Source organism: Stenotrophomonas maltophilia group sp. Smal32 (genome assembly GCF_030237085.1).
Taxonomy (GTDB): domain Bacteria; phylum Pseudomonadota; class Gammaproteobacteria; order Xanthomonadales; family Xanthomonadaceae; genus Stenotrophomonas; species Stenotrophomonas maltophilia_Q.
In genome coordinates this window covers 15,495-28,976 of record NZ_JASJSI010000053.1, presented here as the reverse complement: position 1 = coordinate 28,976, position 13,482 = coordinate 15,495, and the positions used below count along the sequence as shown (strand labels likewise).

At 67.3% G+C, this 13,482-nt stretch carries 14 protein-coding genes; 4 read left to right on the top strand and 10 right to left on the bottom strand.

Features of this window, described 5'->3' with window-relative positions; translation table 11 throughout:
- Window positions 1-164: 164 nt before the first annotated feature.
- The 5 genes from QRO91_RS13750 to ahpC form a co-directional block, all read right to left on the bottom strand.
- A complete protein-coding gene (locus QRO91_RS13750) occupies window positions 165-1,121 on the bottom strand; it encodes a transaldolase (RefSeq protein WP_049428740.1) in 957 nt (318 codons plus the stop codon).
- 50 nt (window positions 1,122-1,171) lie between these two features.
- The gene (gene rnk, locus QRO91_RS13745) at window positions 1,172-1,576 is read right to left on the bottom strand and encodes a nucleoside diphosphate kinase regulator (RefSeq protein WP_049428742.1); all 405 of its coding nucleotides are present in this window, start codon (window positions 1,574-1,576) and stop codon (window positions 1,172-1,174) included.
- 123 nt (window positions 1,577-1,699) lie between these two features.
- Window positions 1,700-2,662 carry a LysR substrate-binding domain-containing protein gene (locus QRO91_RS13740; protein ID WP_049436468.1) on the bottom strand — a complete coding sequence of 321 codons (963 nt, stop codon included), beginning with the start codon at window positions 2,660-2,662 and terminating at the stop codon, window positions 1,700-1,702.
- Between the two features lie 85 nt (window positions 2,663-2,747).
- Window positions 2,748-4,340, bottom strand: coding sequence for an alkyl hydroperoxide reductase subunit F (gene ahpF, locus QRO91_RS13735; RefSeq protein ID WP_049428746.1), 1,593 nt, complete (start codon window positions 4,338-4,340; stop codon window positions 2,748-2,750).
- Window positions 4,341-4,564: 224 nt separating this feature from the next.
- On the bottom strand, window positions 4,565-5,128 hold the full coding sequence (gene ahpC / locus QRO91_RS13730; protein WP_005415368.1) for an alkyl hydroperoxide reductase subunit C: 564 nt from the start codon (window positions 5,126-5,128) through the stop codon (window positions 4,565-4,567).
- 321 nt (window positions 5,129-5,449) lie between these two features.
- Here ahpC and prmC point away from each other — a divergent pair, with 321 nt between their 5' ends.
- Together prmC and pip are read left to right on the top strand one after the other, a co-directional pair.
- Entirely contained in the window at window positions 5,450-6,307 is an 858-nt protein-coding gene (gene prmC, locus QRO91_RS13725; protein WP_197620621.1) for a peptide chain release factor N(5)-glutamine methyltransferase, read from the top strand.
- Window positions 6,308-6,355: 48 nt separating this feature from the next.
- Window positions 6,356-7,297 (top strand): prolyl aminopeptidase, encoded by a 942-nt coding sequence (gene pip, locus QRO91_RS13720; RefSeq protein WP_014646006.1) that lies wholly within the window; start codon window positions 6,356-6,358, stop codon window positions 7,295-7,297.
- Between the two features lie 129 nt (window positions 7,298-7,426).
- Here the strand turns inward: pip and QRO91_RS13715 are convergent, their stop codons facing one another.
- Window positions 7,427-8,311, bottom strand: a complete 885-nt coding sequence (locus QRO91_RS13715) for a LysR family transcriptional regulator (RefSeq protein ID WP_197620625.1) — start codon at window positions 8,309-8,311, stop codon at window positions 7,427-7,429.
- A 106-nt stretch (window positions 8,312-8,417) separates the two neighbouring features.
- Between QRO91_RS13715 and QRO91_RS13710 the strand changes: the two genes are divergently transcribed.
- Both QRO91_RS13710 and QRO91_RS13705 read left to right on the top strand, forming a co-directional pair.
- A complete protein-coding gene (locus QRO91_RS13710) occupies window positions 8,418-9,836 on the top strand; it encodes an MFS transporter (RefSeq protein ID WP_197620623.1) in 1,419 nt (472 codons plus the stop codon).
- On the top strand, window positions 9,833-10,504 hold the full coding sequence (locus QRO91_RS13705; protein ID WP_049428753.1) for a hypothetical protein: 672 nt from the start codon (window positions 9,833-9,835) through the stop codon (window positions 10,502-10,504). Before QRO91_RS13710 ends, QRO91_RS13705 begins: the two co-directional genes overlap by 4 nt.
- Window positions 10,505-10,536: 32 nt before the next feature.
- On the opposite strand, the gene QRO91_RS13700 is transcribed toward QRO91_RS13705, so the two are convergent.
- Genes QRO91_RS13700 through QRO91_RS13685 form a run of 4 tightly spaced genes read right to left on the bottom strand, consistent with a single transcriptional unit; the run spans window position 10,537 to window position 13,391 of the window.
- Window positions 10,537-11,334, bottom strand: a complete 798-nt coding sequence (locus tag QRO91_RS13700) for an N-formylglutamate amidohydrolase (RefSeq protein ID WP_197620619.1) — start codon at window positions 11,332-11,334, stop codon at window positions 10,537-10,539.
- Window positions 11,327-11,881, bottom strand: a complete 555-nt coding sequence (locus QRO91_RS13695; RefSeq protein ID WP_049428757.1) for an NUDIX hydrolase — start codon at window positions 11,879-11,881, stop codon at window positions 11,327-11,329. The genes QRO91_RS13700 and QRO91_RS13695 overlap by 8 nt, the downstream gene beginning before the upstream one ends.
- Window positions 11,878-12,813, bottom strand: a complete 936-nt coding sequence (locus tag QRO91_RS13690) for a 5'-3' exonuclease H3TH domain-containing protein (RefSeq protein WP_197620617.1) — start codon at window positions 12,811-12,813, stop codon at window positions 11,878-11,880. Before QRO91_RS13690 ends, QRO91_RS13695 begins: the two co-directional genes overlap by 4 nt.
- Complete coding sequence (locus QRO91_RS13685; RefSeq protein WP_049428784.1) at window positions 12,810-13,391, bottom strand: nitroreductase; 582 nt, start codon at window positions 13,389-13,391, stop codon at window positions 12,810-12,812. Before QRO91_RS13685 ends, QRO91_RS13690 begins: the two co-directional genes overlap by 4 nt.
- Window positions 13,392-13,482 lie beyond the last annotated feature (91 nt).

Genomic DNA, 13,482 nt, shown 5'->3' with positions numbered 1-13,482 from the left:
GGGGTGTCCGCGGCATGGATGCCGCGGCCAAGCCTCCAGGGACGGATTCACGGCGTCCCCCGCGAATCCAACCCGCCCGGCCAACCGCGGAACAAGTCGACTAACAGTCGACTCTACCGAACCGAGTCCCCCGCCACGAGGGGCTCAGCCGTTGGCCGGAATCCTCACAGTGCCGCGCGGATCCGCTCGCGCAGTGCTTCCAGATCCTTGGCAAACGCCTCGATGCCAGTCGCCAGCTTCTCGGTGGCCATCGGATCGGCCGCCAGGTCCGCCGCGAACTTCGCTGCGTCGATCGGGGTCACCGAGGCGCCATCAGCCGCACCAGCCACCAGCTTGCGCGGCAGCTCGCCGTGGTCGGCGTCCAGCTTCTCCAGCAGGTCCGGCGAAATGGTCAGGCGGTCGCAACCGGCCAGCGCTTCGATCTGCGCGGTCGAACGGAACGAAGCGCCCATCACCACGGTCGGCGAACCGCGGCGCTTGAACTCGGCATACACACCGCGTACGAACTTCACGCCCGGGTCTTCGTCGATGGTGGCCGGGGTCTGGCCGTTGGCCACGTACCAATCAAGGATACGGCCGACGAACGGCGAGATCAGGAACGCGCCGGCCTCGCTGCAGGCCAGTGCCTGGGTCGGGTTGAAGATCAGGGTCAGGTTGCAGTCGATGCCCTCGGCCTGCAGGATGCGCGCCGCCTCCACGCCTTCCCAGGTCGCGGCGATCTTGATCAGGATCTTCTCGCGCGGCACGCCGGCATCGGCGTACATCTGGATGAACTGGCGGGCCTTGGCCACGGTGGCGGCGGTGTCGTGGGCCTGGTCGGCATCCACTTCGGTGGACACGCGGCCCGGCACCAGGGTGCTCAGCAACGCGCCGACGCCGATGGTCAGACGGTCGGCCACGGCGTGCACCACGGCTTCGCGGTCGCCCGTCTGCTGCCGGCCCCAGGCCAGTTCGCGTTCGATCAGCTCGGCATAGACCGGCAGGTCCAGCGCCTTCTTCACCAGGGTCGGGTTGGTGGTGCAGTCCACCGGCTGCAGGCGCTTGATGGCGTCGTAGTCACCGGTATCGGCAACGACCACGGACAGTTCGCGCAGCTGGGACAGTTTGGACGGGGTACTCATTACGGCTCCTGGTGCAGGGGGATCGAATCGCGCGCGGTGCGCAGCGGGTGTCAGGGGCGGTCGTTGTGGACCGCGGTCACGCGCAGGCGCAGCTTGCGGCCACCGGGCGCGTTCCAGTCGATGCTCTGGCCGATGGCCAGGCCGAGCAGGGCACTGCCGACCGGGGCCAGCACGGAAACCTTGCCTTCGTCGACGTTGGCTTCGCGGGGGAAGACCAGGGTCAGGACGTGCTTCTCGCCCGACACTTCATCTTCGCACTCCACGCGCGAATGCATCATGACGATGCCTTCGGGAATCTGGTCCGGTGCCAGCACGGTGGCCCGGTTGAGTTCTTCAGCAAGCGCGAGCGCGGCAGGCGTCTGGCTCAGCGCAGGGGATTCGAGCATGGCGTCCAGGCGGTCCATGTCGAAGGTAGAAACGGTGATCGACGGCGGCAGGCCGCTGGCGGTACTCATGGTGAAGCTCCTTGGTTGAAAGCCATGCAAAAGGCGGCACCTGCTGGCGCCGCCTGTCTGTATTGTGGGGACAAATGCGGCCGGAATCGACTCCTGCCGATTCCAGGCCGGTACTGCGGGGGCTCAGCCGTTCAGCGCGGGGCCGGGCAGGGCGGCAGTGTCGCCGGCGGCGTTGACCGCTTCCAGGGTGAACAGCGCCTGCGGCAGGCGCTTGAACTGGTCGGCCAGCTCCATCAGGAAGTCGTTCATGGCCGAGCTGCGGCGCCAGATCATGGCGATGCGGCGGCTGGGACGGCCCTCGCCGGTGAAGTCGAGCAGGCGGATGTTGTTCGAGCGCGGCACTGGCGGCTGCACCGACAGGCTGGGCAGCAGGGTGATACCGACGTCGGCGGCAACCATCTGCCGCAGCGTCTCCAGGCTGGTGGCGCGGAACTCGGACTTCTCGTTGGCGCCGAACAGGCGGCAGACTTCCAGCGCCTGGTCGCGCAGGCAGTGCCCGTCCTCCAGCAGCAGCAGCTTCTGTGTGGCCAGTTCCTGCACGTCCAGGTGCTCGCGGCGGGCCAGCGGGTGGCGCCCGGACACGGCCAGCAGGAACGGTTCCTCGAACAGGAACTCGGCGTGCAGCTGGTCGTCGATCACCGGCAGCGCCAGCAGCGCAGCATCGAGTTTGCCTTCGCGCAGGCGGTCGAGCAGCACATCGCTCTTTTCCTCGACCAGCAGCAGTTCCAGCTCCGGGAAGCGATCGCGGATGCGCGGGATCACATGCGGCAACAGGTAGGGGCCCAGGGTCGGGAAGATCCCCAGGCGCACCGTACCGGCTTCCGGATCGCGGCTGCGTCGCGCTGCTTCCTTGAGTTGTTCCACTTCGGACACGATCACCCGTGCCCGTGCCGCCGCTTCCTGCCCGGCCGGGGTCAGCATCACCTTGCGCGGTGCGCGTTCCACCAGTGGCAGGCCCAGTTCTTCTTCCAGCTTGCGGATCTGCGTGGACAGCGTCGGCTGGCTGACGAAGCAGGAGGCGGCAGCCCGGCCGAAATGCTTGTGGTCGGCCAGGGCTACCAGGTACTTCAGATCACGTAGGTTCATTCTTACACCCCAGGGATAACGGACCGGCTGACGGCGTGGTTACCCGACAGGCAGACAATGTTCCCGGTGATCTGGGAACGGTGGATCAGGCCGCTTCAGCAACGGCACCACTGCTGTTGCTCACCGACGAGCGTATCAGGTGGTCGAACGCGCTCAGTGCGGCGGTCGAACCGGCGCCCATCGCGATGATGATCTGCTTGTAGGGCACCGTCGTGCAATCGCCAGCGGCGAACACACCCGGCAGGTTGGTCTGGCCGCGGTCGTCGATGACGATCTCGCCACGCGGCGACAGCGCCACCACGTCCTTCAGCCATTCGGTGTTGGGCAGCAGGCCGATCTGCACGAAGATGCCTTCCAGCTCGACGCGGTGGGCGTCGCCGCCGACGCGATCCTTGTAGACCAGGCCGGTGACGCGGCTGCCGTCGCCCAGCACCTCGGTGGTCTGCGCGCTGGTGAGCACGGTGACATTGCCCAGGCTGCGCAGCTTCTTCTGCAGCACTTCATCGGCGCGCAGGCTGGAATCGAACTCCAGCAGGGTCACATGCGACACGATGCCAGCCAGGTCGATGGCCGCTTCCACGCCGGAGTTGCCGCCGCCGATCACCGCCACGCGCTTGCCCTTGAACAGCGGGCCATCGCAGTGCGGGCAGTAGGCGACGCCCTTGTTGCGGTACTGGTCTTCGCCCGGCACGTTCATCTGCCGCCAGCGCGCGCCGGTGGACAGGATCACCGAGCGCGACTTCAGCACCGCGCCGTTCTCCAGCTGCACCTGCACCAGGCCGTCTTCGCCGGCCGGCACCAGCGCACTGGCGCGCTGCAGGTTCATGATGTCCACCTCGTACTCGCGCACGTGCTGTTCCAGCGCCGTGGCCAGCTTCGGGCCCTCGGTCTCCTTCACCGAAATGAAGTTCTCGATCGCCATGGTGTCAAGCACCTGGCCACCGAAACGCTCGGCGGCGATGCCGGTGCGGATGCCCTTGCGCGCGGCATAGATCGCCGCTGCGGCACCGGCCGGGCCGCCGCCCACCACCAGCACGTCGAAGGCGTCCTTGGCGGCGATCTTCTCGGCATCGCGCTTGCCGGCGTTGGTGTCCAGCTTGGCCACGATCTGTTCCAGGGTCATGCGGCCCTGGTCGAACACTTCACCGTTGAGGTACACGGTGGGCACGGACATGATCTCGCGCTTCTCCACTTCGTCCTGGAACAGCGCACCGTCGATGGCCACGTGCTGGATGCGCGGGTTGAGCACGGCGGCCAGGTTCAGCGCCTGCACCACGTCCGGGCAGTTCTGGCAGGACAGCGAGAAGTAGGTTTCGAACTTGTAATCGCCTTCCAGGTTCTGCACCTGCTCGATCAGTTCGGCGGTGGCCTTGGACGGATGACCGCCGACCTGCAGCAGCGCCAGCACCAGCGAGGTGAACTCGTGGCCCATCGGCAGGCCGGCGAAGGTCAGGTGGATATCCTGGCCCGGCGTGCCCAGGTCGAACGAGGGCACGCGGCCCTGGCCGTCGCGCAGCACCTGCAGCGAGATCTTGTCCGACAGGCTTTCCAGGGTCTGCAGCAGTTCCAGCATTTCCTGCGACTTGGCGCCGTCGTCGGCGTGCGCGGTGATCTGGATCGGGCGGGTCACGCGCTCCAGATAGGTCTTCAGCTGCGACTGCAGGTTGGCGTCCAACATCGGGTCATCTCCTGGCTTCAGGCAAACAGGGGTCGTGGCACCGCTGTAGAAGGTAGCGGACCAGCTGGGGGTAGGGGTGAACCCAAGACAGCGACCGTGGAAGGGGCTGGCTGGCCAAGGCTGGCGCGCGTTGGCTGTCTTGGGTTCACCCCCACGCCGGCGGGGGACCGGCACGGGGATGAAGGGCGCGCCGTGGCGTGGGGCCGCGGCAGGCCGGTACTGCGTTAGATCTTGCCGACCAGGTCCAGCGACGGGGTCAGGGTCTTCTCGCCTTCCTTCCACTTGGCCGGGCACACCTGGTTCGGGTTGGCGGCGGTGAACTGGGCAGCCTTCAGCTTGCGCAGGGTCTCGGACACGTCACGGGCGATCTCGTTGGAGTGGATCTCCAGGGTCTTGATCACGCCTTCCGGGTTGATGATGAAGGTGCCGCGCAGGGCCAGGCCTTCTTCTTCAATGTGCACGCCGAAGGCGCGGGTCAGCTGGTGGGTCGGGTCGCCGACCAGCGGGAACTGGGCCTTGCCGACGGCCGGCGAGGTTTCGTGCCACACCTTGTGAGAGAAGTGGGTGTCGGTGGTGACGATGTAGACCTCGGCGCCAGCCTTCTTGAACTCGGCGTAATGGTCAGCCGCGTCTTCGATCTCGGTCGGGCAGTTGAAGGTGAAGGCGGCCGGCATGAAGATCAGGACGGACCACTGGCCCTTCAGGCTGGCATCGGAAACCTTGATGAACTCGCCATTGTGGTAAGCGTTGGCTTCGAACGGCTGGATCTGGGTGTTGATCAGGGACATCGTTTTTCCTCTGGTGAAGGGGAGTGGGTGAATCGACAGGAGCTAGGTTACCGACTCGCTGGCGATAAGAACAATCCATTGATTGCATCTATTTGATAGATGGAGTCTATCAAAAGGCCATGAGCTGACACTGAACCTTGCCGCTCCCATCCTGCAACTGCCTGTATGACAAGGAAAATCTTTCCCGGCAGGTGAATGCGGCCGATAGCCCGTCCTTATCCCGTTCGCCAGAACCTGAACGGATTCCGCTGTTGTAGAGCCGAGCCTACGCTCGGCTGTCCCAGAAGCAGCCGAGCATGGGCTCGGCTCTACAATTGCGGCATGTCTGTCAAAACCGAATCCTCCCTGCGCCAGATCGTGGCCGATGCCAGCGCCCGCCTCGGCGGCGTTGAAGCCCGCCACGAGGTCGAACTGCTGCTGCTGCATGTACTGGAGCGCCCGCGCAGCTGGCTGTTCGCGCACGCCACCGATCCGCTGGCCGCTGCCGACCAGGCGGTCTTCGAGGCGTTGCTGGCCCGCCGTGTGGCCGGCGAGCCGGTTGCCTACCTGACCGGCCGCCGCGGCTTCTGGACGCTGGACCTGGAGGTCGACCCGGCCACGCTGATTCCGCGCCCGGAAACCGAACGGCTGGTGGAACTGGCGCTGGAGCGCCTGCCGGCCAATCGCGACCTGCAGGTGGCCGACCTCGGCACCGGGAGCGGTGCGATCGCGCTGGCGCTGGCCAGCGAGCGGCCGCAGGCGCAGGTGCTGGCCACCGATGCCAGCCCGGGCGCGCTGGCCGTGGCCACGCGCAACGCCGCGCGCCATGAACTGCGCAACGTGCGCTTCGCCCAGGGGGGCCACGACTGGTACGCGCCGCTGCAGGGCGCGCGCTTTGATCTGATTGCCAGCAACCCGCCGTACATCGCCAGCGACGACCCGCATCTGGAACAGGGCGACCTGCGTTTTGAACCGGCCACTGCGCTGGCCTCCGGTGTGGACGGCCTGGACGACATCCGCCGCATCGTCGACGGTGGCCTGGCCCACCTGCTGCCTGATGGTTGGCTGCTGATCGAGCACGGTTGGGACCAGGGCCAGGCGATCCGCGCGTTGTTCGACGCGGCGGGTTTTGCCGACGTGCAGACCGTGCAGGACCTGGAGCAGCGCGACCGCATCACCCTGGGCCGGCGACCGGCCTAGAATGGAGGTTCTCCTGCCCCGGCAGGGCATCACCCTGGAGCTGCAAGCATGCGTACGCTGTACCCCGCCATCACCCCCTACGACGTCGGCACCCTGAAGGTCGATGACCGCCACACGCTGTACTTCGAACAGTGCGGCAACCCGGATGGCAAGCCGGTGGTGATGCTGCACGGTGGCCCGGGCGGCGGCTGCAGCGACAAGATGCGCCAGTTCCACGACCCGTCGAAGTACCGCATCATCCTGTTCGACCAGCGTGGTGCCGGCCGTTCCACCCCGCACGCCGACCTGGTGGACAACACCACCTGGGACCTCGTTGCCGATATCGAAAAGCTGCGCGAGCACCTGAAGGTGGATCGCTGGCAGGTATTCGGCGGCAGCTGGGGTTCGACCCTGGCCCTGGCCTATGCAGAAACCCACCCGCAGCGTGTGACCGAGCTGGTGCTGCGCGGCATCTTCATGCTGCGCCGCTGGGAACTGGAATGGTTCTACCAGGAAGGTGCCAACCGCCTGTTCCCGGATGCCTGGGAGCATTATCTGAAGCCGATCCCGTCGGTGGAGCGTCATGACCTGATCTCGGCCTTCCACCGCCGCCTGACCAGCGACGACGAAACCACCCGCCTGGAAGCGGCCAAGGCCTGGGCGGTGTGGGAAGGTGCGACCAGCTTCCTGCACGTCGATGACGACTTCATCAACAGCCACGAAGACCCGCACTTCGCGCTGGCCTTCGCCCGCATCGAGAACCACTACTTCGTCAACGGTGGCTTCTTCGAGGTGGAAGACCAGCTGCTGCGCGACGCGCACCGCATCGCCGACATCCCGGGCGTGATCGTGCACGGCCGCTACGACGTGGTCTGCCCGCTGGCCAATGCCTGGGACCTGACCAAGGTATGGCCGAAGGCGAAGCTGGAAATCACCCCGGCCTCGGGCCACTCGGCGTTCGAGGCCGAGAACGTGGACGCGCTGGTGCGCGCCACCGATAGCTTCGCCTGATCGGCAACGCCAGGGGTCAGATCCCTTTCCCAAGGAAAGGGCTCTGACCCCGACCCGGATGCACCGGCCGGTAGATCCACGCCATGCGTGGATGGGGGCAACGCAGGAGCCTCCACGCATGGCGTGGATCTACCAGTTCCCGGCCAGCAACGCGTCAGCCAGCACCTGCAGTTTCGGTGAGTGCTGCCGCGACGGCGGGTAGATCAACGACAACGCACGGCTGCGGCCTTCGAACGGCTGCAGCACGCGCTGCAGCCGGCCATCGGCCAGCGCGTCGGCCACCGCGAAATCCATCACCTGCACGATGCCGATGCCGGCGATGGCCGCTTCCACCAGTGGATCGCCGCTGTCGAACACCATCCGCGTCGGCGGCGTGACTTCCCGTAGCTGGCCGTCGTGCAGGAACTGCCAGTCGACCACGCGGCCACTACGCAGGTTGCGCACGGCCAGGCAGGCGTGGTCCTGCAGCGCGGTCACATCGACCGGCGCGCCGCAGCGGGCCAGATAGTCCGGGCTGGCCACTGTCACCCAGCGCAGCGGCCGCAAGGGCCGCGCAACAATGCGCTGGTCGGCGATGACGCCGGTACGCAGCGCGGCATCGAACCCTTCCTCGACCAGATCGACCAGGCGGTCGCTCAGCACCGCTTCCACCTGCAGCTGCGGATGCTGTTGCAGCAGCGGTGCCAGCATTGGCACGAGCACCTTGCGGCCGAACATCGACGGCGCGCTGATCTTCAAGGTGCCCGAGGGCGTGCAGGGTCGGTCGGCCAGCTGCCGCTCGGCATCGTCGAGGCCAGCCAGCAGCGGCATCACCTGTTCGACGAACTGGCGGCCATCCGGGGTCAGCGCCACGTTGCGCGTATTCCGCTGCAGCAGCTTCACCCCCAGCGTGGCCTCCAGTCGGCCGATCGCGCGCGACAGGCCGGACTGGCTCAGGCCGAGCTGGCCGGCGGCCACCGTGAAGCTGCGCGCTTCCGCCACCTGCACCAGCATGCGCACCGCATTGAGGTCCATCGAGGCTCCATTCATGCGAAAAATCATGACAGATATGGTCTTCAAGGGGTTTAATGATATGGGCGCATCAATGAGACTGCGCTCCCCCCACCGCTTCAACCCGCCGATGCCTCCCCTCAACTATCCACGCTGGGCGCTGACCCTGCTGGCCACCGCGCAGCTGATCATCGCCCTCGACGCCACCATCATCTTCGTCGCCCTGCATGACATGGGCCGCGCGCTGCAGATCAACGCGCAGCAGCTGCAGTGGGTGGTCAGTGCCTACACCGTGGCCTTTGGTGGCAGCCTGCTGCTGGGGGGGCGTGCCGCCGATCTGATCGGGCGCCGTCGCTTCTACCGGCTGGGCATGCTGCTGTTCGCACTGGCCTCGCTGCTCGGCGCGCTTGCGCCGAACGCGACCCTGCTGATCATCGCGCGTGCCGCACAGGGCGTCGGTGCGGCGCTGCTGTTCCCGGCCACGCTGGCGCTGATCAACACGCTGTACGCCGAAGGCCCGGTGCGCAACCGCGCGCTGGCGATCTGGAGCATGGCCAGCGCGGTCGGCCTGGCGCTGGGCACGCTGCTCGGCGGCGTGCTGACCCAGGCGTTCGGCTGGCCGGCAGTGCTGGCGGTGATCGTGCCGCTGGCCACCGCATGCGCAGTGGCTGCCGGTGCATGGCTACCGGCCGATGGCCCACGGGTGCAGGGACGTTCGTTCGACCTGGCCGGTTGCCTCACCGTCACCGCCGGCGGCAGCCTGCTGGTCACCACCCTGGTGCAAGGGCCGGAGTGGGGCTGGACGGCACCGGCCACGCTCATCTGCCTGCTGCTTTCAGCGGTACTGCTGGCGGCGTTCGTGCAGATCGAAAAGCGCAGCCGTGACCCGCTGATGCAGTTTTCGCTGTTGCGCCTGCCTGGCCTGCGCGCGGCACTCGGCCTGACCTTCGCCTTCATGAGCAGCTATGGCGTGCAGTACTACTTCCTTGCGCTGTACTTCCAGGATGGCTACGGCTGGAGCCCGCTGCAGGCCGGCATGGCCTTCCTGCTGCCGACGCTGGTGTGCACTTTCGGCATTCGTATTGCCGAACGCATGCTGCGGCGCCGTTCGCCACGGCAGGTACTGGCCTGGGGCTTCGCCGCCGGTGCCATCGGCATCGCTGCGGTGGCGGTGGCGATGCCGCATGGCGCTGGCTACTGGCCGCTGCTGCCGGGCATCGTGGTGCTGAGTGTCGGCCAGGGCATGAGCTGGACAGCGATGTGGATCGTGGCCGGTCAGGGCGTGCCGGGACCGCAGCAGGGTGTCGCGTCCGGCATGGCCGCCACCGCCCAGCAGATCGGTGGCGCGCTGGGATTGGCGGTACTGGTGATGGTGGCCAACGCGGCGCGCAGCACGCAGGCAGCAACCAGTGCCGATGCCCTGCAGGGCATGGTCAATGCACAGTACGGCGCCGCGCTGTTCGCTGCGCTCGGCGTGGTGATCGCGCTGGGCCTGCGCCCGGCGCCGGTAGACTCGTCAGCAACCGCCTGCCTGAGCACCGACGCATGATCGAACTGCTGGACCTGCAACAGACCCTGCATGCCTTCGCAGCCTGCAACGATGATGATGAGGTGTACGGCTCCTTCGGTTGGGTGCACGCCACCGATGACGACCTGCTGCAGGCGCGCTTCTGGTTGCCACCCGATGAGGATGCCGCATTCGATGAGGACAGCGAGGTTCCGGCTGAAGCGCGCGCGCTGGGCCTGGGCACGTTCCTGGAACCTGCGACGTTTGCGGACGTGCTCGACGTGCAGAAGCGGCAGCGCCCGTTGTCTTCGCTGCGGGACTACGCGCAGGCGCTGGCGTACTACGCCGAGTACGACGCGTTCCGGCAGGTCGAAGGCATCGATGAGGCCCTGGGCGAAGCGGAAGCTGCGGAACAGGCGGCTGCACGCGAGGCGGGTGTGGGCACAGGCATCTTCGCGTCCTTCGATATGGCATTGAACGCGTGCCCGGAAGCGCAGATCAAAGCGGCGGCGCAGCGCGTGGCGCGCCTGCTGGAGATTCCGGTGGGCGATGCATTGGCGCGTTGCCGCGCGTTGCCGCTACTGCTGGGTGAAGCGCTGGATCGGCGTCGTGCGCAGGCGATCAAGGATGACTTCGCCGACATCGGCGCGACGCTGCAGGTGCGTGGCTACAAGCCGTTCCCGTGGATGGACGCGCCCGCATTGCGTTGAACAACACCATCCATGCCATGCCTGGATGACGTTCAACCAAACGCCAGCAACTGCGGCTGCAATGCGCTGAAGATCCGCGCCAGCCGCTCCGCCCACGCCTGCTGCCCGGCCACGTCGGCAATCAGGTCCTGGCGGATCTCCAGCTCCACGTGCACCAGGCCACGGCCTTCGCCATGCACCGGCACCGCATAGTCACTGGTACTGCTGACCGAATACGGCTCATTGTCACCCACCACCAGGTCGCCCTCGTCGCGCAGTGCCTGCAGCAGCGCATGGGCAAAACGCGTGTCCTGGTGGTACAGCACGCCGGCATGCCACGGCCGCTGCATGCCGTTCATCGCCGGGGTGAAGCTGTGCATCATCACCAGCAGCGTGGGGCGGCCTGCATCACGGCGTGCATCAAGCTCGGCGTCGATGCGCGCGTGGTAGGGCGCGTGGATCGCTTCGATGCGTTGTTGCCGCTGCGCTGCCGACAGCCCGGTATTGCCTGGCACCACCGTGTGGTCGCTCACTTCCGGAATCAGCGTTGGCGACGCCAGCGGGCGGTTGCAGTCGATCAGCAGCCGCGAATAGGTCTGTTCGATCGCCCAGGCATCCAGCCGTTCGGACAGTGCGCGGGTGGTGCCGGCAATGCCGATGTCCCAGCCGATATGGCGGTCCAGTTCGGCCTGCGGCAAGCCCAGGCCTGCGAGGACGCGCGGCACCCGCTGGCCGGCATGGTCGGCCAGCAGCAGGAACGGCGAGGCGCCCTGCGGCCGGTGGATCGTGTGGATCGCCGGGTCGTCTGCGCCCAGCAGCGCAGGCAGCGCGTGCAGATCGGCGTCAGCCACGCGGGCGTCCGTCCAGATGGTGCTCGATCATCCACAGCCCGGCCCAGAGCTTGGCATCCAGCTCGTAGCCTTCGCCCATTTTCTCTACCAGCCAGGCAGCCGCCCGAGCACGCGGAATCTCGTGCACGGTGATGTCTTCGCTGTCATCACCACCGCCCTCGCCGACACGGCGCAGGCCGGTGGCGCGCACGAAGGCGATCTTCTCGCTGCTGGCGCCAGAGGACGTCGGGCCGATCATCAGCACTTCGGCGTGATCGGCGGTCCAGCCGGTTTCTTCCTCCAGCTCGCGCACCGCCGAGACTTCGATCGACTCGCCGGCGTGGATGTCGCCGACCAGGCCGGCCGGCATCTCGATGGTGGGGGCCTGCAGCGGCACGCGGAACTGCTCGACGAACAGCACCTTGTCCTCGGGGGTGACGGCGATGATGATCGCGGCCAGGCCACCGGCATGGGTACGTTCGCTGTATTCCCAGGTGCCGCGCACCAGCATGCGCTGGTACTTGCCTTCATAGACGACACGCGGGGCTTCGGTGTTGCGCTGGCTCATGCGGGCTCGCTGTGGGTGGGAAGAATATCGGGTACGCCGGCGGCATCGAACAGCCGGCGGCGTGTCATCGGGCCGAAGCGCAGGGTCTGGCACAGGCCGCTGAGCAGCTCGGGATCGGCGGTCTGGCGCAGCAGGCCGGGTTGGCTGCCTTCCAGCGGCGCGTCCAGCGCGATGGTGGTCAGCTGGCGCCAGAGCAGGGCGTGCTCGCGCTGCTCGCGCAGGCGCACGGCCATCTGGGCGGCGCCACGCAGGCGCAGGAACGGCACTTCATCCAGTCGCTCGTACAGCACGTCCATGCTGCCGAAATGGGCCAGCAGCACGGCAGCGGACTTGCTGCCGACGCCACTGACACCGGGAATGTTGTCCACCGCGTCGCCACACAGCGCCAGGTAATCGGCGATCTGGTGCGCATGCACGCCGTGTCGTGCCTTCACCCCGGCCACGTCCCAGCGCTGGTTGCGTGCGTAGTCCCACTGTTCGTCGTGGTCCAGCAGCAGCTGCGACAGGTCCTTGTCGGCGGAGATGATCACGCCGCGGTGGCTGCCACGATTCACATGCAGGGCGCTGCCGATCAGGTCATCTGCCTCGTATTCGTGGTGGGCCAGAACGGCAAGGCCCAACGCCGCGCACAGCGCCTTGCAGTGCACGAACTGGCGCTTGAGCGCCTCCGGCGCCGGGTCGCGGTTGGCCTTGTAGGCCGGGTACAGGCGGTGGCGGAAGCCACTGTCCAGTGCTTCGTCGAAGGCGATGGCGATGTGACGCGGGCGCTCGCGCTCGAGCAGGTCCAGCAGGAAGCGGGCGAAGCCGTGCACGGCATTGGTCGGCCAGCCCTGCGCGTCCTGGAACTGGTCCGGCAGCGAGTGCCAGGCGCGGAACACGTAGATGCTGGCGTCGACCAGGTACAGCGACGGCGGTGGTACCGGCAGGGTCATGCCGGAGGCGTCCAGTCGCGCAGCAGGGCGGCCGGGTCCGGACGCTCGCGCTCGGGCACGGCGGCCTTCGGCGTGCCGATATGGATGAAACCGGCAATGCCTTCGCCCTCGGACAGCCCCAGGTAGGCCTGCACGGCCGGGTCGAAGGCCATCCAGGCGGTCAGCCACTGCGCGCCGAAGCCCAGCGCCTGCGCGGCCTGCAGCAGGGCGAAGCAGACGCAGCCGGCGGTCATCAGCTGCTCCTGTTCGGGCACCTTCGGGTCCGGGCGCGGGCTGGCCACCACCACGATCACCAGCGGCGCATGGCTGAATCGCTGGCGGTCCTTTTCGAACACGGCCTCGCCGGCGTGCGGGTCGCGTTGGCGGCTGCGCTCGGCCAGGAAGTCGCCCAGAGTGTGACGTGCATCGCCGGCGATCTTCAGGAAGCGGAACGGCACGCGCTTGCCGTGGTCGGGCACACGCACGGCCGAGGCCAGCATCCGCTGCAGGGTGGCCGGATCCGGGCCGGGCTCGGCCAGCTGCCGCGAAGGCACGGAGCGGCGGGCATCCAGGGCGAGCAGGGCGGCGGGGTCGGGCATGGAGTCTGAACCGGTCATCACGGAGGTTTGATTATAGTCGGGGTGGTCAAAGACACCGTCTGTGTCGCGTCTGGCCTTTGAATATCAAACT

Bases quoted from the DNA above. Each gene is read 5' to 3' on its own strand.
- QRO91_RS13750 (WP_049428740.1), bottom strand. From the start codon at position 1,121: ATGAGTACCCCGTCCAAACTGTCCCAGCTGCGCGAACTGTCCGTGGTC.
- rnk (WP_049428742.1), bottom strand. From the start codon at position 1,576: ATGAGTACCGCCAGCGGCCTGCCGCCGTCGATCACCGTTTCTACCTTC.
- QRO91_RS13740 (WP_049436468.1), bottom strand. From the start codon at position 2,662: ATGAACCTACGTGATCTGAAGTACCTGGTAGCCCTGGCCGACCACAAG.
- ahpF (WP_049428746.1), bottom strand. From the start codon at position 4,340: ATGTTGGACGCCAACCTGCAGTCGCAGCTGAAGACCTATCTGGAGCGC.
- ahpC (WP_005415368.1), bottom strand. From the start codon at position 5,128: ATGTCCCTGATCAACACCCAGATCCAGCCGTTCGAAGCCAACGCTTAC.
- prmC (WP_197620621.1), top strand. From the start codon at position 5,450: ATGTCTGTCAAAACCGAATCCTCCCTGCGCCAGATCGTGGCCGATGCC.
- pip (WP_014646006.1), top strand. From the start codon at position 6,356: ATGCGTACGCTGTACCCCGCCATCACCCCCTACGACGTCGGCACCCTG.
- QRO91_RS13715 (WP_197620625.1), bottom strand. From the start codon at position 8,311: ATGGACCTCAATGCGGTGCGCATGCTGGTGCAGGTGGCGGAAGCGCGC.
- QRO91_RS13710 (WP_197620623.1), top strand. From the start codon at position 8,418: ATGCCTCCCCTCAACTATCCACGCTGGGCGCTGACCCTGCTGGCCACC.
- QRO91_RS13705 (WP_049428753.1), top strand. From the start codon at position 9,833: ATGATCGAACTGCTGGACCTGCAACAGACCCTGCATGCCTTCGCAGCC.
- QRO91_RS13695 (WP_049428757.1), bottom strand. From the start codon at position 11,881: ATGAGCCAGCGCAACACCGAAGCCCCGCGTGTCGTCTATGAAGGCAAG.
- QRO91_RS13690 (WP_197620617.1), bottom strand. From the start codon at position 12,813: ATGACCCTGCCGGTACCACCGCCGTCGCTGTACCTGGTCGACGCCAGC.
- QRO91_RS13685 (WP_049428784.1), bottom strand. From the start codon at position 13,391: ATGCCCGACCCCGCCGCCCTGCTCGCCCTGGATGCCCGCCGCTCCGTG.